The following is a 15,761-nucleotide window of genomic DNA, read 5'->3' as shown; positions in this document are numbered from 1 at the left end:
GCCTCAGGCCACCTTGAACGCCGCGATCGAGGAGCGCAGCTCGTCGGCGAGGTCGTTGAGGGCCGCGGCCGACATCGCCGCCTGGCCCGAGCCGGTGGCGTACTGCCGCGAGACGTCGGACACCTGCGTCATCGCCGACACCACCTGGTCGGAGGCCGACCGCTGCTGCTGCGTCGCGATCGAGATCTCCTTGGCGGCGGTCGTGGTCTCGTCGACCATGTCGGAGATCTGCTCGAGCGCGTCGACGACGCCGCGCGCCAGCTCGGAGCCGGTGCGGACCTCCTTCGCGCCCTCCTCGCTGGCGATGATCGTCGCGTTGGTCTCTGCCTGGATCTCGGTGACGATCGCCTGGATCTCCTCGGTCGAGGTCTGGGCACGCTCGGCGAGGCGGCGTACCTCCGCCGCGACGACGGCGAAGCCGCGGCCGTGCTCTCCCGCCCGAGCGGCCTCGATGGCGGCATTGAGTGCGAGCAGGTTGGTCTGGTCGGCGAGGTCGTTGATCACGTCGAGGATGCGGCCGATCTCCTGGCTGCGCTCGCCGAGCGACAGCGCCCGGGTGGCGATCGAGTCGACCCGGGCGGCGATCGTGTCCATGGCGTCGACGCTCGCCTGGACGGCCGCGCGACCCTCCTCCGCGTAGCGCAAGGTCTCGGCGGCGTAGCGGGCAACGGCCTCCGACGTCTCGGCGATCTGTGCCGCGGCCGCGGCCAGCTCCTCGATCGTGGCGGTCGTCTCCGCGACGGCGCTGGACTGCTCGCTCGCCGATGCCGCGTGCTCCTCCGCGGTCGCCAGCAGCTCGCCGGCGGCCTGACCGATCTGCTCGCCCCCGCTGCGGATCTGGTCGACGAGCAGCCGCAGGTTCGACAACGTGTGGGAGAACGCGCCCGACAGCAGGTGCAGCGACGCCGGCCCGTCGCCGTCCTCCGGCACGGCGACGTCGGACAGGTCGCCCTGCGCGGCCCGCGACAGCAGGTGGGACAGCTCCTCGACCCGCGCCTGCAGCTCGTCGCGCTCGACCCGGGACACGTGCCGGGCGGCCCGCACCGAGGCCGACAGCGTGCCGTTGAACCACGCCAGCGCCGGGAACAGCGCCACCCCCAGCACGAGCATGGCGGCGTTGCCCTCGCCGACGGTGTGCGCGGCGTAGGACGCCCCGACGAACGCCCCCGACGCCGCGGCGCCGAGCAGCAGGCTCTGCCACCGCGACAGCGACACCGCGGCGAACAGCAGCACCGGCACGTAGAGCACCCAGAACGGTCCGCGCGCGCCACCCGCCACCGCCACCGCGCCGGTCACCGAGACGAGGTTGCTCACGAGCAGCAGCGAGCGGACGGTGCCGGCGGTCACGGCGCGCACGCCGGGCAGGTAGGGCAGCACGGTCAGCGCGAGCGCGTTGAGCACGCCGAGGGCGGACCACGCGTAGAAGGCGGAGAGGTGTACGACGATCCCGGTGCCGTCACGCGACTCGTGGGCGAGCACGGTCGCGCCGGCCACGGCGAGGCCGAGGCTGCTCCACGTCGCGATCGCGGCGACGTGGTTCAGCGGCCCCGCCGACGGATGGCGACCGGTTACCCGTCCGGCGAGCTGCACGAGTTGTGCATCGGGTCGCCCGCTCGGCCTCTTGACTGAACTGTGCCTAGTGGCGCAATCCCGCACTCGCCGGACACGGCGCGCCGCGACCGGCGAACCGGCCGACCGTCAGGCCGCGCGACGGCGCGCAGGCACCGGCCGGTCAGGCCGCGAGGCGGTGGCGCAGACCGATGATCGCGCCGACGTCGAGCAGGCCGAGCGGCCCCTCGTCGTCGATCACCGTGCCCACGACGAGGTCGGCGGCGCCGGGCGGCGCGGGTTCGACCGCCTCGGGCAGCGGGGTCGTGCCGTCGAGCCGGTCGACCAGCAGGCCGACGGTGACCCCGTCCTTGGCGAGCACGACGAGCCGGTCGCCGGGCGGCGCGGCGTACGCCGTCGGATCGAGCAGCGCGCGACCGTCGAGCACGGCCAGCACCCGCCCGCGCCAGTTGCCGACGCCGGCGACCCAGCGCGGCGTGCCCGGCACCCGGCTGGTCAGCGGCGCCCGACCGACCTCGGCGAGGTCGGCCATGGGGATCGCGTAGCGGGCGTCCCCGAGGCGTACGGCGACGGCGTCCACGCAGAAGGTCTCGGCACGGTGGGGCCCGACCTGTTGCGTACGAACACGACCGCGCCGCCCGGCCGGCCCACCCGGTCGACCGGGGAGAAGTCAGGGGCGGTGGCCGAAGCGCCGCTGCACCAGCGCGACACCGACACCGGCCGCGACGATGCCCGAGACGAGGAACAGCGAGCCGGTGGTCCCGAGCCCGGGGGCGGACGGGACCGATGACGGGATGACGAGGTCGCCCTCGGGCCTCGAGAAGCCCGCGATCAGCGTGACGACCAGCCAGCCGGCGCCCGGCGTCACGGCGCCGAGGACCGAGCGGGTGCCCCAGCCACCGCCCAGGGTCGTCGCCAGGTTGCCGCCGATCGCGATGGCCAGCGCCCAGCCGTAGACGCCCAACGCGCGGGTCGGCACGAGGAAGGCGCCGTAGACCGCGAGCATGCCGCCGAGCAGAAAGAGCACGACCAGGGTCGCGACGAACAGCGCCCGGGACCGCACCCCTCCACGGTAGTTGAGCCAAGATCGCGGGCTGGCCGTCGGGAAGCACGCGGCCCGCCCAGGATCAGGGGGAGTCCTGCAACGTTCGAACGTCGCAGCGCTCCCCCCGTCAGCCCAGCCGGTGCGGCCCGGCCGGGTGCAAAGGGCGAGTGGGCAGGACGCTAGGAGGTGGCGACCGGGGTGTCGGCGGTCAGGTCGATCACACCGCTGGTCGGCGCGGCCGGCCAGGTCGGGGCACCGGCACTCGCCAGCACGTCGGTGATCTCCCGGCCGATCAGCTCGTGACGGTCGAGCAGCGCGTCGCGCAAGGCCTCGACGAGCGGCCGGTTGGCCTCGAGCAGCGCCTTCACCCCGGTCTTCTGCTCCTGCAGCAGCGCCTCGACCCGGGCCCGGCCGTCGGCGTCGGCCAGCACCCGGCCGACGATGTTGGTGTCGTTGAAGCCGCTGTTCTGGACGGCGGCGTAGGACACCAGCGTGTCGGTCATGCCGCACGCGCCGACCATCTCGGCGGCGACGTTGGTCGCGTAGAGCAGGTCGCCGCCCGGGCCGGTCGAGATGTCACCGAAGAAGATCTCCTCGGCGCACTGGCCGGCCAGCGCGATGCGGATCAGGGCGAGCATCTCCGACCGCGAGCGGGTGAAGACGTCGTGCCGGTCGCCGTGCGCGAGCAGCCCCAGCGCGTTGCGCCGCTTGATGATCGTGAGGATCTCCAGCCGTCGCTCGGGGGCGACGAGGTAGGCGGCGGTCGCGTGCCCGGACTCGTGCGTGGCGATGAGCCGCTTCTCGTGCTCGGTGTAGCCCACCGGCTGGCCGATGCCGACCTCCTCGGTGAGCCGGGCGTGCTCGACGTCCTTCCAGGTCGCCATCGAGTCACCGCGGCGCAGGGCGTTGACCAGCGCCTCGTCGAAGAGGTGCTCGATCATCACCGGGGTGTACTGCTGGGTCACCGCGGCCAGCGCGTCGCGCAGCTCGTGGTCGTCGAGCTCCTCGTGGTGCGCCTTGAGCGTGAGGAAGTGGTCGATCAGCGCCCGCCGGCCGCCCTTGTCGGGCAGCTCGAAGGTCAGCCGCTTGTCGAAGCGCCCGGGGCGCAGCAGCGCCGGGTCGAGGTTGTCCGCCCGGTTCGTCGCCGCGATCAGCAGGATGTTGCTCTTCGCCGGCTGCTTCTTCTGGATCTGGCGCTCCAGCGGCAGCAGCAGGTTGATCGCATCGACGATCTTGGCGGTCACCCGTTCGAAGCCCATCGGCTCGTCGAAGGACTGCAGCTGCACGAGCAGCTCGTTGACGACGCCGCCGGTGCCCTCGCTCATGTAGGCGTTGGTGACCAGGCCGCCGTCGGCGTGGGAAGAGGTGCTCCCGGCGTAGGACGTCGGCAGGCCCTCGAGACCGCCGCAGGCCGAGACCATCCGGGCCGCCTGCGGCATCGGCGTGGCGCGCATCCCGGAGCGGGTCGTGGCGATCGCGTCGATCTCCTCGATGAAGCCGATCGCGCCGCCCTCGGCGCGGGCGACCTTGCGCAGCTCCTTGAAGTACTTGCGGATCCGGCGCGCGGTGGCGCCGTAGAACATGTTCTGGAAGCTCGTGGCGGAGACGAACAGGAACGGCACGCCGGCCTCGCGCGCCATCGCCTTGGCGGTGTAGGTCTTGCCGGTGCCCGGCAGGCCCTCGAAGAGCAGGCCGCGCCGCGGGGTGCCGCCCATCTCGGCCGCGAAGGTCTTGTGGGCGAGGAAGAGGTTGAGCGAGCGGACGACCTCTTCCTTGACCTGGTCGATGCCGACGACGTCGTCGAGGCGTACGTCGATCTGCTCGGGCCGGTAGAGGACGTGCGGCGACCGGCCGTTGACCGCGTAGGGCAGCACCATCGCCAGCACGAGGGCCAGGACGAACAGGAACATCAGCGCCCACAGCGGGTCGATGCTGGGGAACTGGAAGATGTCGACGGGGTTGCCGCGCAGGATCTGCACCCACAGCGCGAGCGCCGGGAGGCCGACGATCACGGCGATCCGGGTCAGCCGGCGGCGGCGCTGCCGCTCGCGGGAGGCGCCGACGTCGGCGCCCCTGACGCTGACGACCGAGGAGCCGCCGCCGATCAGCGGGTTGACCACGGTGGCCGGCGCCTGAGCCGCCTCGGTGACCTGTCGTGCAGCCTCTCGGTCGTCCACGGTGCGGCCCCCAAGGGGTCAAGGCCCGGACGGAGCGGACGCCGGCCGGGCAAGCCGGTTACATTGTGTGCCGATCTCTACCGCAGTGTTACAGACAGTAACCGTATCCGCGACGCCTGGGCGACGGAATCACCCGGATGCCGTAATCAGGTAAGGCCACCGGCTGCCGACAACACCTGCTTGTACCCGAGATGACGCTCCGTGAACAGACCCCGACGGAGCACACCCGGGTCACCTGTCACAACGACGCGGCGACGGCGAGGACGTGCCGCCGATCGGGTGGCGCCCGATGCGGCTCGCGGCCCGGCGAGCCCCAGCGGCGGCAACCGGCTCACAGCCCGGCGAAGAGGTCGTCCTCCCAGCCCTGCTCGCCCACGCCAGGGCCACGGTCACCGCGCACCAGCATGAAGTGCTCCCGGCCGAACGCCAGCTGGTTGACGTCGTCGGCCAGCGCGAAGATCGGGCCGTCGACGCTGATCTGCGTCGCGTGGGCACGCAGCGCGGCCATCTTCGCGTCGAGGTGGTCGCGGGCGTCGATCTCGGTGGTGACCAGGTCGTCGGCCACCGCGAAGGGCACGTCGTCGGCGCTCTCCAGCCCCTCGAAGAGCGACAGCCCGCGCTCGCGCATCGCGTCGATCCCGCGCTGCAGCACCGACTTCGGCATGGCCGTGTAGTAGAGCTTCGACGCCGCCCACGGCTCGCCCATCTCCGGCCAGCGCGCCGGGTCGGCCGCCGCCTCGAACGCCGCGACCGCCACCCGGTGCGCCTGGATGTGGTCGGGGTGGCCGTAGGCGCCGTTCTCGTCGTAGGTCACGACGACCTGCGGGCGTACGGCGCGCACGATCGCGACCAGCTCGCGCGCGGCCTCGTCGAGGTCGGCCTGCCAGAAGCAGTCGGGCCGCTCGTTGGACGCGACGCCCATCATCCCGGAGTCGCGCCAGCGGCCCGGGCCGCCGAGGAAGCGGTGGTCGTGCACGCCGAGGGCTTCGCAGGCCGCGGCGAGCTCGTCGATGCGCCGAGGGCCGAGGGCGTCGTCCTGGTCCGCCGCGAGGTGCGCGAGCTCGGGGACGACGACCTCCCCCTCCTCACCCAGCGTGCAGGTGACGAGCGTGACGAGGGCGCCCTCGGCCACGTACTTCGCCATCGTCGCGCCGCAGCTGATCGACTCGTCGTCGGGGTGGGCGTGCACGAGCAGCAACCGCCGCGGGAAGTCCAGCGGCGTCATCTCGACCTTCTGGTCGAGCGGGTCGACGGCCTCGGCCGCCTCCCGGAGCACCGCGGCCGCCGGGTCGACGCCGGCCCTGCGCTCCTCCGGCGGATCCATCGTGCTCATGCAAGAACGCTACCCAGTGGGCCGGCTGCGCTTCGCGGCGCGGAACCGGTCGGACGCGTCGAGGACCACCTTGCGCAGCCGCACCTGGGTGGGCGTGACCTCGACGCACTCGTCCTCGCGGCAGAACTCCAGCGCCTGGTCGAGCGACATCACCCGCGGCGGCACCAGCCGCTCGAGCTCCTCACCGGTGGAGGAGCGCATGTTGGTGAGCTTCTTCTCCTTGGTGGGGTTGACGTCCATGTCGTCGGAGCGGCTGTTCTCCCCCACGATCATGCCCTCGTAGACCTCGGTGCCCGGGCCGACGAAGAGCGTCCCGCGCTCCTGCAGGTTGAACAGCGCGTACGACGTGACGCTGCCCTGCCGGTCGGCGACGAGCGAGCCGGTGGGCCGGGTGCGCAGCTCGCCGTGCCACGGCGCGTAGCCGTCGAAGACGTGGTGCAGCAGGCCGGTGCCGCGGGTCTCGGTGAGGAACTCGGTGCGGAAGCCGATGAGCCCCCGCGAGGGCACGGCGTACTCCATCCGCACCCAGCCGGTGCCGTGGTTGACCATCTGGTCCATGCGGCCGCGGCGCAGGCCGAGCAGCTGGGTGACGACGCCGACGTAGTCCTCGGGCACGTCGACGGCGAGGCGCTCCATCGGTTCGTGCAGCTTGCCGTCGATCGTGCGGGTGACCACCTGCGGCTTGCCGACGGTCAGCTCGAAGCCCTCGCGGCGCATCAGCTCGACGAGCACCGCGAGCTGCAGCTCGCCCCGCCCCTGCACCTCCCAGGTGTCAGGACGCTCGGTGGGCAGCACCCGCAGCGAGACGTTGCCGACGAGCTCGGCGTCGAGGCGGTTCTTGACCAGGCGGGCGGTGAGCTTGCTGCCGTCGCGGCCGGCCAGCGGGCTGGTGTTGACGCCGATCGTCACGCTGATCGACGGCTCGTCGACGGTGATGACCGGGAGCGGCCGCGGGTCGTCCGGGTCCGCGAGCGTCTCGCCGATCGTGATGTCGGGGATGCCGGCGACCGCGCAGATGTCGCCCGGGCCGACCTCCTCCGCGGGCACCCGGTCCAGCGCCTTGGTCGCGAGCAGCTCCGAGATGCGCACGCGCTCGACGCTGCCGTCGGTGCGGCACCACGCGACGGTCGCGCCCTTGCGCAACGAGCCGTTGACGACCCGGCACAGCGCCAGCCGGCCGAGGTAGGGCGAGGCGTCGAGGTTCGTGACGAGCGCCTGCAGCGGCGCCTCGTCGTCGTACGCCGGAGGGGGCACCGTCGCGAGGATCGTCTCGAACAGCGGCACGAGGTCGGTGCCGGGCGAGTCGAGGTCGAGGGTCGCAGTGCCGGCGCGCGCGTTGCAGTAGACGATCGGGAACTCGATCTGGTCCTCGGTCGCGTCGAGGTCGAGGAACAGCTCGTAGGTCTCGTCGACGACCTCGGCGATCCGCGCGTCGCCACGGTCGATCTTGTTGACGACGAGGGTGACCGGGAGCTTGGCCTCCAGCGCCTTGCGCAGCACGAAACGGGTCTGCGGCAACGGCCCCTCGCTGGCGTCGACGAGCAGCACGACGCCGTCGACCATCGCCAGGCCGCGCTCCACCTCGCCGCCGAAGTCGGCGTGGCCGGGCGTGTCGACGATGTTGATCGTCACGCCCTGGTAGGCGACCGCGGTGTTCTTGGCGAGGATCGTGATGCCGCGCTCGCGCTCCAGGTCCATGGAGTCCATGACGCGTTCCTGCACGTCGCCCTGCTCGGCCTGGTGGGCGGTGAACGCACCCGACTGCCAGAGCATGGCGTCGACCAGCGTCGTCTTGCCGTGGTCGACGTGGGCGACGATCGCGACGTTGCGGATGTCGGTGCGCAACGAATCGGGGCGTGCGGGCAACGGGACAGGGCTCCAGGGAAGGGGTGCGGCCGGCCATGACACGGCCGCGGGGCGGTGCTTCATGGTAGGTCGCCTGGGTAACACCGGCGCATGGCATCGATGACGGACGCCCTCACCGTGCTGCACCACCAGCATCGCGAGGTCGAGGAGCTCTTCGCCGAGGCCGAGGGGCTGCAGGTCGCCCAGGTCGACGACTCCCGCACCGGCCTGGTGGCCGAGCGCAACGCCCTCAAGAACACGATCGTGACGAAGCTGTCGCAGCACGCCGCCATCGAGGAGCTGCACTTCTACCCGGCACTTCGCACTGCCCTGCCCGACGGCGACCCGCTGGCCGACCACGCCCGCCACGACCACCAGGTCGTCAAGGAACTGCTGCACCAGCTCGACGACATCAGCCCCGACTCGGTGGACTACGACGCGCTGCTGCGCAAGCTCATCTCCGAGGTGCGCGCGCACGTGCGCTACGAGGAAGAGGAGATCTTCCCGGAGATCATGGAGGCGCTGAGCCCGCGGGACCGCGAGGACATCGGTGTCAAGCTGGTCGAGGCCATGCGCTCGGCGCCGACGCACCCGCACCCGGCCACCCCGGTCAACGCGTTCACCGCCAAGGTCGGTGGCCTCACGGACAGGGTGCGCGACGTGATGGAGCACCGCTCCACGGCGGACTAGCCAGCCAGCAGCCGCTGCAGGTGGGGGATCAGCGGCGCGTCGGCAGGGAGCCAGGGCAGCTCGGAGATCTCGGCGGCGGTGAGCCAGCGCAGGGCGGCGTGCTCGTGGGCGTACGGCGTACCGCTGAGGATCGTCGCCGACCACGTGCGCAGCACCATGCCGTCGGAGATGGGGACCTCCGGGCCGACGCGGTCGCCGACGGCGACAGCGACGCCGAGCTCCTCGCGGCACTCGCGGGCGAGGGCGGCGCGCTCGTCCTCGCCCGGTTCGACCTTGCCGCCGGGCAGCTCCCAGTAGCCGGCGAGGGCGGCCGGCCGGCTGCGCTGCGCCGCCAGCAACTGGCCGGCGCGCAGGATCGCGGCGCCGACCACCACCTGCACCCGAGCCACCCTGCCAGAGGACCGGCTCCGGTGCTGCCACCAGAATGCGGTCCATGACGACCGGGTCGGTGGAGGCGGAAGTCCGCGAGGTGGTCGCCGTGCTGTGCGTCGGCGAGCGCCCGTCGGCGTCGGACAGCGAGCGCCAGGTCGCCGAGTGGGTCGCGCGCCGGCTGGCCGACCACGGGTGCGAGGTGACGCTCGAGGAGGAGCACGCGCACGGGACCTACTGGTGGCCGATGGGCCTGTCCTGCGCCCTCGGCATCGCCGGGGGGCTGGCCGCGGTCGCCGGGCGGCGTCGGCTCGGCGCCCTGCTGGGCGTGGCGGGCGCGGCGGCGCTCTTCGACGACGTCGACTCCGGCCTGCGACCACTGCGACGCCTGCTCCCCCGGCGTACGACCACGAACGTGCTGGGCTGGACCGGCGACCGCACCGCGGCGCGCGTTGTCGTCGTCATGGCGCACCACGACGCCCCGCACACCGGGCTGTTCTTCTCGCTGTCGGACCGCTTCCAGCACTGGCTGGCCGAACGGCGCCCGGACCTGATCGAGAGCACGGAGTCGGCGGTGCCGGTCTACTGGGTGATCGCCAGCGGCCCGTTGCTCGCCGCGCTCGGGGCGGCCGCCGGGCGGCGCGGGATGGCGCTGACGGGGGCGCTGCTGTCGGCGGTCGGCGCCGCGGCGTTCGCCCAGATCGGATCCTCGCCGGTCAGCCCGGCCGCCAACGACGACGCCTCGGGGGTCGCCGGCCTGGTCGCGGTGGCCCGTGCGCTGAACGAGCGGCCGGTCTCCGGCGTACGCGTCCTGCTGCTGTCGGCCGGAGCGGAGGAGTCGTTCCAGGAGGGCATCCGCGGCTTCGCCCGCCGGCACTTCCCGAACCTGCCGACCGCGAGCACCTGGGTGGTCAACCTCGAGACGATCGGCTCGCCGCACCTGACGCTGCTCGAGGGCGAGGGGCCGGTCGTCATGCGCGACTACGAGCCGGCGTTCAAGGAGCAGGTCGCGGCCGTCGCCTCCCGCGAGGGCATCAAGCTCGGCCGCGGCCTGCGGGCGAGGACCACGACCGACAGCATCGTGACCGGGAAGGCCGGCTACCCGACGGCCACGCTGGTGTCCCTCGACGACGCCAAGGCGCTGGCGCACTACCACCAGCTGACCGACACGCCGGAGCGGCTGGACTACGACACCGTGCTCGACGCGGCCCGGCTGACCGAGGCCGTCATCCGCGACCTCGCGGAGAGCTGAGCTCGCGCCCTCGGACGGCTGGGCCCGCGCCTCGGTCCACGGCCCGGAAGTCCGATCGGGGATCTGACCCGGGGGGGCGGGACCGGTCAGTCGTTGCGCTGGCCGGCGAGGTCGTGCGGGCCGGACGCCGGGTAGCCGCCCGCGGCCCGGATGGCGTCGCCCCACGGCCGGAGTACGCCGACCAGGTCGTCGACGTCGTCGCCCAGTGCCTCGATGATCGGGCGGCACTGCCGGTCGGTCGCCTGCTCGACGGCCTCGCGCGCCTCGCGCCCGGCGGCGGAGAACCCGTCACCGTCGAGGAGCCCGCGGGCCCGTAGCCGTTGCTTGCCGGCCTCGAGCTCGTCCGGCGACCAGGCGCGGCTGCGGATGTAGGAGCCCATCGGCAGGCCCCAGTAGAGCTCGGTCAGCAGCCCGATCTCCACCGCGTCGAAGCCGGCCGAGGTCCAGGAGGCGATGTGCGCGTCGCCGCGGTACTCGCGGAGCATGTCGGCCATCCGCCACACGTCACCGACGGGGTCGCCCGGCAGGCCCAGGGCACGCAACCCGGCGAAGAGCGGGCGCCCCTCGGGACGCAGCGGCTCGACCGCACGTGACAGCAGATCGGCCACGGTGCTCAGGCCGTCGGGTCGGGCCCCGAGCACGCGGGTGAGCTGCGCGGTCGCGGCGCGGGTGCGCGCCGCGCAGATCGTGGCCGCGTCGGTGCGCGTCCACCCCATCGTCACGGCGGGTACGACGGCGGCCGGGTTGAACACCCCGAAGGTCGCGGCGACCACCTCTCCAGGAACCTGGCCGAGGATCGAGCCGCGGCTGGTGAAGTAGGCCGGGCCGTCGGGCATGGCCACGTTGCCGGCGGTGCGGCTGCTCGCGTCGAAACCGAGCTTCTCGTACTCCTCGTGCGCCTCGGGCGCGAAGTAGACCTGGCCCGCGACCGGCTCCAGGGCGGCGGCGAGCTTGCGGGCGCGGGGAGAGACCTCGGTGTCGTTCATGCCGCGCACTCTGGCACAGGGGCGGCGGGCGGCGATCCGGGAGAGCGCGGCCCGCTCACGAGGCACCCTGGTGGGATGCGTCGATGGCTCGCGGCCCTGGCCGGCCTGCTCGCCGCCGCGGCATGCGGCCAGTCCGGGACCCCGAACCCCGCCGCGACCTCTGCCGCACCGCCGACGTCGGCAGCTCCGACGGTCACCACGTCGACGACCGCTGCCGCTCCGAGCAGCCCGCCGGCGAGCCCCGCGTGCGGGGTCACCAGCGCCGGCTGGTCGTTGCCGCAGAAGGCGGCGCAGCTGGTCGTCGCGCCCACGATCGGGTTCGATGCCGCTGCCCTTCGGCCGGTGCTCGCGACCGGAGTCGGCGGCGTCCTGATGCTCGGAAACGACGTCCCGGGCGACCTGGCCGGCGAGATCGCGGCCGCCCAGCGCGCCGCCGCGGTGCCTCTGCTCGTCATGGCCGACCAGGAGGGCGGCGGCGTCCAGCGGCTGGGGGCGGCGGTAACGAGCCTGCCCTGGCCGCGCGAGATGGCGGCGTCGACGACGCCGGCCCAGGTCCAGTCGGCGGCGTCGCGGCTGGGCCGGCAGATGCGCGCGCTCGGCGTCAACGTCGACCTGGCACCCGTGCTCGACGTCGACGCGCGACCGGGCCCGTCCTCGAGCAACCCGGACGGAAAGCGGTCGTTCAGCGGAGACCCGGCGGTGGCGGCGGCGTACGGCACGGCATTCGTCCGCGGCCTCGCCGGACACGTCCTCGCCGTGGCCAAGCACTTCCCCGGTCTCGGCGGCTCGACCGGCAACACGGACTACGGAGCCGGGCAGACGCTGCCGCTGTCGAAGCTGGAACAGCAGGCGCTGCCGGTCTTCGCCGCGGCGATCTCCGCGGGCGTGCCGGCCGTCATGGTGGCAAACGCCGCGGTGCCCGGCATCGGCGCCACTCCCGCGTCGCTGTCGAGCACCGTGATCGACGGGCTGTTGCGGCAACGCCTCGGCTTCACCGGTCTGGTCGTCACCGACAGCCTGTCGGCGGGCGCGATCAGCGCCGCCGGCTACGACGTGCCGCACGCGACCGTGGCGGCAATTCGCGCCGGGGCGGACGTGGTTCTCTTCGGCTCGACGCTGACGTCGCAGCAGAAAGCGCTGCTGGCCCCTGACCGGGTGGCCGGGACGGTCAACGACATCGTGCGGCAGCTGGTCGCGGCGGTCCACGACGGAACGCTGCCGCAGAACCGGCTCGACGCAGCTGCCGCTGCCGTAGCGCGGGCGAAGACCCGCGACCTTTGCGCCGGCTGACCCCGCCTCCCGCCCAGCCGCCGCGCCCGCCGACACCGGACCTAGGGCCCAAGGTTGTCCCGGCGAAGGGCCTTCGCCCCTGGTGCCGCGGAGCGCGGCCGAGGCGCAATGGGGTCGGGCGGTCACCCGATCGCTCCGGGTTCCTCTCGAGGTCGTCCATGCGCAGCCGGATCGCTCCCGCCGCCGTGGTGACCGCGGTCTCCTGACGACGAAAGGGGATGCCTCGTGTCACAGCCCTTGCGGGGGTGGCGCAAACTCGCCGGCGCCAGCTGGCGTGCGCCGAGCGACCCGCAGTTCTTCGGCGACCTGGAGATCGACGCCACCCGGCTTCTCGAACACCTGGAGCGCGTACGCCGGGCCAGCGGAGTGCACGTCACGGTCACGCACGCCGTGGTGCGGGCGATCGCCCGCGCCCTCGAGGCCGTGCCCGAGCTCAACGTGCGGATCGCCCGAGGCCGGGCGCACCCTCGCGAGTCGATCGACGTCCTCGTCATCGTGGCGGCGGCCGGCGACGAGCTGACCGGCGTGAAGGTGAGCGGAGCCGATCGCAAGTCGCTGATCGAGGTGGCAACCGACATCGAGTCGCGCGTCGCGTCGATCCGCGCCGACACCGACCTCGAGTTCGGCCGCACGAAGCAGATGCTGGCCCTGCTGCCGAAACCGGTCCTGCGTCCGGCCCTCCGGCTGTCGGCCTGGCTGACGTCCGACCTCAACCTGCACCTGCCACGGCTCGGGCTGCCGCAGCAAGCCTTCGGCGGGGCGATGGTGAGCTCCATCGGGATGGCCGGCATCTCGCACGCGTACTCCCCCTTGGCGGCGTACTACCGCGTGCCGTTCCTCGTACTCGTCGGCAGCGTGACCGACAAGGCCGTCGTCGAGGACGGTCAGGTCGTCGTGCGCCCGGTGCTCGGGCTCACCGCCACCTTCGACCACCGCTACACGGACGGTTTGCGCGCGGCCGCTCTCGCCCGAGCGGCGCGGGAGTACCTCATGGATCCGGCTACCTTCGAGCCACCGCCGGCTGAGACAGGTGTGCGAACCGCGGCGCCGGCCGACGGGCGCTGAGCTCTCACGGGCGCCCGGGCGCCGCCACCGCGACCCACGTTCGCCCTAGCTCAGCTCCCGGTCGTCCGCCGGCCACGTCCAGGGGGCACACCCGTCGCGTTGCACGGGCCCCGTGCCGGGGGGTGCCGGGCGCCGGAGCGCGGCCACAACGATCCGGGTCGCGCGAATCCCGCGCACGTCCGTGACCGGGTTGCGCGCCAACGCGCCCACCATCCGGTGACAGGCACCGTCGAGGACGGCGACGCTGGCGCCGGTGACGCGGGACATCTCGGCGGCGGCTTCGCCCTCGGTCCAATCGTCGTTGGCGAGCTCCAGCGCACGAAGGATCGCGCCGTCGACCGTGTCCACCTCGGCACGCTGACGCACCTCGACGAGGGTGCCGTCCACGTAGGCGAACAGGACAACCTCACCGGCATCCGGCTCTGGCGACGCCGAGCGCGTCGGCACCCGGGCCGCGTCGAAGGCGACCTCGCGCGCCGCACTCGTCAGGGACTCACCACCGCTGCCGTGTCGCGTCTTCCGCCACCACATCAGAACCACCGCCTCTGCCCCGGCCCTGCGGCCGGTGCCGTGCCCTGACGACACCAGGAACGCCGGGTGGCGCGACAGGGCTGAAAGTCCTTGCGGCACGGGGTTCATCGGCCTGACTTCACCAGGCGCCGCTCGGGACCAAAGCCTCGTGTGCGCCGCCTCGAGCGCTCCTACCGTGCGAAGCGACCAGGGGCGGGCAGCCCCGGCCGGGGGGCACGGCGATGGCACGACCGTTGCGGAACACCGCGCTGGGGTTCGCGCTCGGCTCGGCACTCGCCCTGACAGCGCCGCCGGCGGCGGTCGCCTCGGTGCCCGTCTCGCCGGCCGCCTCCTGCGCGCCCGCGGGCTACGGCGTGCACTCCTACGCTCCAGGCGACGGCAAGACGGTGGCGCTGACCTTCGACGACGGGCCGGGTCCCAGCACGCGCGCGATCCTGACGGTCCTGGCCGCTCGGCACGTACGGGCCACGTTCTTCAACGAGGGCGCCAACACCGCGGCGGATCCGCAGATCGACCAGATGGAGATCAACGCGGGCCACGTCGTCGCCGACCACACCTGGAGCCATGTCCAGCTGACGACGTTGTCGTCGAGCGACCAGGCCGCGCAGATCGACCGTGCGCGCGCCGAGCAGGCGGCCGTCTCCGGACGGATGCCCTGCCTGTTCCGCCCGCCGTACGGCTCGTACAACGCCACGACGCTGGCCCTGGCCCAGCAGCGGGCGATGAGCGTGTGGACCTGGTCCGTGGACCCCGAGGACTGGAAGGCGAACGGCTCCGGCTCGGCGTACTGGATCGGCCGGATCATCACCCGGGCGGAAGCCGGCATCTCGCTGAGCCATCCGGTCGTGCTGCTGCACAACGCGGGCAACGGCAACCCCGCGACGGTCGCCGCGCTGGGCCCGATCATCGACTTCTACCGCGCCCACGGGTACCGCTTCGTGGACCTGACCGGCCGCTCCGGCTGGCCGACGGGCAGCGCGTTCGGCGCCTACGACCGGCTGGCGCGCTGGCCCGCCGGGCTACGGGTCGACGGCTGGGCCATCGACCCGGACACGTCGGCCGCCACCCGCGTCGACGTCTACGTGGACGGGGTGGCCTCGGGCCGCTACACGGCGGCAGGAAACCGGCCGGACGTGGGAGCGGTGTTCCCGGCGTCCGGCCCCGCGCACGGGTACGCCGTGACCTTCCCCTACGTCGGCGCGGGTTCGCACTCCGTGTGCGTCTACGCCGACAACACAGCCGGCGGGGGTGACGACCGCCTGCTCGGCTGCCGCGCGATCACCGTAGGCAACCTGCCCATCGGTCACGTCGACTCGGTGCAGGGCGGCGCCGGACGCATCGTCATCGGCGGCTGGGCCCTCGATCCCGACACCTCGGTGTCGATCTCCGTCGTGGTGACGGTGGACGAGGTGGCCTCGCCCGCACAACCGGCGGTGCTCTCCCGCCCGGACGTGGCTGCCGCCTTCCCGGGCTGGGGCGACCGGCACGGGTTCCGGATCACGGTGCCGGCGACCGCGGGCGGCCACCGGGTGTGCGCCTACGGCGTCAACGCCGGACCCGGCCGCAATGCGGTGATCGGCTGTGCTGCGGTGAGCGGCTGAGCGCAACC

General features: G+C 73.1%; 14 protein-coding genes. 5 read left to right on the top strand and 9 right to left on the bottom strand.

Annotated features, from left to right (window positions below; all coding sequences use genetic code 11):
• Positions 1-3 precede the first annotated feature (3 nt).
• The 6 genes from VFJ21_12980 to typA all read right to left on the bottom strand — a co-directional run bounded on the left by VFJ21_12980 (position 4) and on the right by typA (position 7,990).
• Complete coding sequence (locus VFJ21_12980; protein HET7408033.1) at positions 4-1,590, bottom strand: methyl-accepting chemotaxis protein; 1,587 nt, start codon at positions 1,588-1,590, stop codon at positions 4-6.
• Positions 1,591-1,732: 142 nt separating this feature from the next.
• Positions 1,733-2,149: a chemotaxis protein CheW gene (locus VFJ21_12975; GenBank protein ID HET7408032.1), complete on the bottom strand. Its 417-nt coding sequence runs from the start codon at positions 2,147-2,149 to the stop codon at positions 1,733-1,735.
• A 90-nt stretch (positions 2,150-2,239) separates the two neighbouring features.
• On the bottom strand, positions 2,240-2,632 hold the full coding sequence (locus VFJ21_12970) for a hypothetical protein (protein ID HET7408031.1): 393 nt from the start codon (positions 2,630-2,632) through the stop codon (positions 2,240-2,242).
• Between the two features lie 161 nt (positions 2,633-2,793).
• Positions 2,794-4,791 carry an AAA family ATPase gene (locus VFJ21_12965; protein ID HET7408030.1) on the bottom strand — a complete coding sequence of 666 codons (1,998 nt, stop codon included), beginning with the start codon at positions 4,789-4,791 and terminating at the stop codon, positions 2,794-2,796.
• 331 nt (positions 4,792-5,122) lie between these two features.
• The gene (mshB, locus tag VFJ21_12960) at positions 5,123-6,016 is read right to left on the bottom strand and encodes an N-acetyl-1-D-myo-inositol-2-amino-2-deoxy-alpha-D-glucopyranoside deacetylase (protein HET7408029.1); all 894 of its coding nucleotides are present in this window, start codon (positions 6,014-6,016) and stop codon (positions 5,123-5,125) included.
• Positions 6,017-6,133: 117 nt separating this feature from the next.
• The gene (gene typA / locus VFJ21_12955) at positions 6,134-7,990 is read right to left on the bottom strand and encodes a translational GTPase TypA (protein ID HET7408028.1); all 1,857 of its coding nucleotides are present in this window, start codon (positions 7,988-7,990) and stop codon (positions 6,134-6,136) included.
• Between the two features lie 90 nt (positions 7,991-8,080).
• Here typA and VFJ21_12950 point away from each other — a divergent pair, with 90 nt between their 5' ends.
• Positions 8,081-8,659: a hemerythrin domain-containing protein gene (locus VFJ21_12950; GenBank protein ID HET7408027.1), complete on the top strand. Its 579-nt coding sequence runs from the start codon at positions 8,081-8,083 to the stop codon at positions 8,657-8,659.
• Here the strand turns inward: VFJ21_12950 and VFJ21_12945 are convergent.
• Positions 8,656-9,039, bottom strand: a complete 384-nt coding sequence (locus VFJ21_12945) for a (deoxy)nucleoside triphosphate pyrophosphohydrolase (GenBank protein ID HET7408026.1) — start codon at positions 9,037-9,039, stop codon at positions 8,656-8,658. The two genes, VFJ21_12950 and VFJ21_12945, sit on opposite strands and share 4 nt — an antisense overlap.
• Before the next feature lie 53 nt (positions 9,040-9,092).
• Here VFJ21_12945 and VFJ21_12940 point away from each other — a divergent pair, with 53 nt between their 5' ends.
• Positions 9,093-10,280 carry a M28 family peptidase gene (locus tag VFJ21_12940; protein ID HET7408025.1) on the top strand — a complete coding sequence of 396 codons (1,188 nt, stop codon included), beginning with the start codon at positions 9,093-9,095 and terminating at the stop codon, positions 10,278-10,280.
• A gap of 86 nt (positions 10,281-10,366) precedes the next feature.
• On the opposite strand, the gene VFJ21_12935 is transcribed toward VFJ21_12940, so the two are convergent.
• Positions 10,367-11,266 (bottom strand): hypothetical protein, encoded by a 900-nt coding sequence (locus tag VFJ21_12935; protein ID HET7408024.1) that lies wholly within the window; start codon positions 11,264-11,266, stop codon positions 10,367-10,369.
• Between the two features lie 75 nt (positions 11,267-11,341).
• Between VFJ21_12935 and VFJ21_12930 the strand changes: the two genes are divergently transcribed.
• On the top strand, positions 11,342-12,556 hold the full coding sequence (locus tag VFJ21_12930; GenBank protein ID HET7408023.1) for a glycoside hydrolase family 3 N-terminal domain-containing protein: 1,215 nt from the start codon (positions 11,342-11,344) through the stop codon (positions 12,554-12,556).
• 225 nt (positions 12,557-12,781) lie between these two features.
• Positions 12,782-13,621 (top strand): 2-oxo acid dehydrogenase subunit E2, encoded by an 840-nt coding sequence (locus tag VFJ21_12925; protein ID HET7408022.1) that lies wholly within the window; start codon positions 12,782-12,784, stop codon positions 13,619-13,621.
• A gap of 45 nt (positions 13,622-13,666) precedes the next feature.
• Here the strand turns inward: VFJ21_12925 and VFJ21_12920 are convergent, their stop codons facing one another.
• Positions 13,667-14,152: a hypothetical protein gene (locus VFJ21_12920; GenBank protein ID HET7408021.1), complete on the bottom strand. Its 486-nt coding sequence runs from the start codon at positions 14,150-14,152 to the stop codon at positions 13,667-13,669.
• 221 nt (positions 14,153-14,373) lie between these two features.
• Here VFJ21_12920 and VFJ21_12915 point away from each other — a divergent pair, with 221 nt between their 5' ends.
• Positions 14,374-15,753: a polysaccharide deacetylase family protein gene (locus VFJ21_12915; protein ID HET7408020.1), complete on the top strand. Its 1,380-nt coding sequence runs from the start codon at positions 14,374-14,376 to the stop codon at positions 15,751-15,753.
• Positions 15,754-15,761 lie beyond the last annotated feature (8 nt).

It is taken from the genome of Mycobacteriales bacterium (assembly GCA_035690485.1).
Lineage (GTDB): Bacteria > Actinomycetota > Actinomycetes > JAFAQI01 > DASSKL01 > DASSKL01.
This window is presented reverse-complemented; position numbering and strand designations above follow the sequence as displayed.

Excerpts from the sequence above, each read along its gene's own strand:
- mshB (HET7408029.1), bottom strand. The coding sequence starts at position 6,016 with ATGACGCCGCTGGACTTCCCGCGGCGGTTGCTGCTCGTGCACGCCCAC.
- VFJ21_12950 (HET7408027.1), top strand. The coding sequence starts at position 8,081 with ATGGCATCGATGACGGACGCCCTCACCGTGCTGCACCACCAGCATCGC.
- VFJ21_12940 (HET7408025.1), top strand. The coding sequence starts at position 9,093 with ATGACGACCGGGTCGGTGGAGGCGGAAGTCCGCGAGGTGGTCGCCGTG.
- VFJ21_12935 (HET7408024.1), bottom strand. The coding sequence starts at position 11,266 with ATGAACGACACCGAGGTCTCTCCCCGCGCCCGCAAGCTCGCCGCCGCC.
- VFJ21_12930 (HET7408023.1), top strand. The coding sequence starts at position 11,342 with ATGCGTCGATGGCTCGCGGCCCTGGCCGGCCTGCTCGCCGCCGCGGCA.
- VFJ21_12920 (HET7408021.1), bottom strand. The coding sequence starts at position 14,152 with ATGTGGTGGCGGAAGACGCGACACGGCAGCGGTGGTGAGTCCCTGACG.
- VFJ21_12915 (HET7408020.1), top strand. The coding sequence starts at position 14,374 with ATGGCACGACCGTTGCGGAACACCGCGCTGGGGTTCGCGCTCGGCTCG.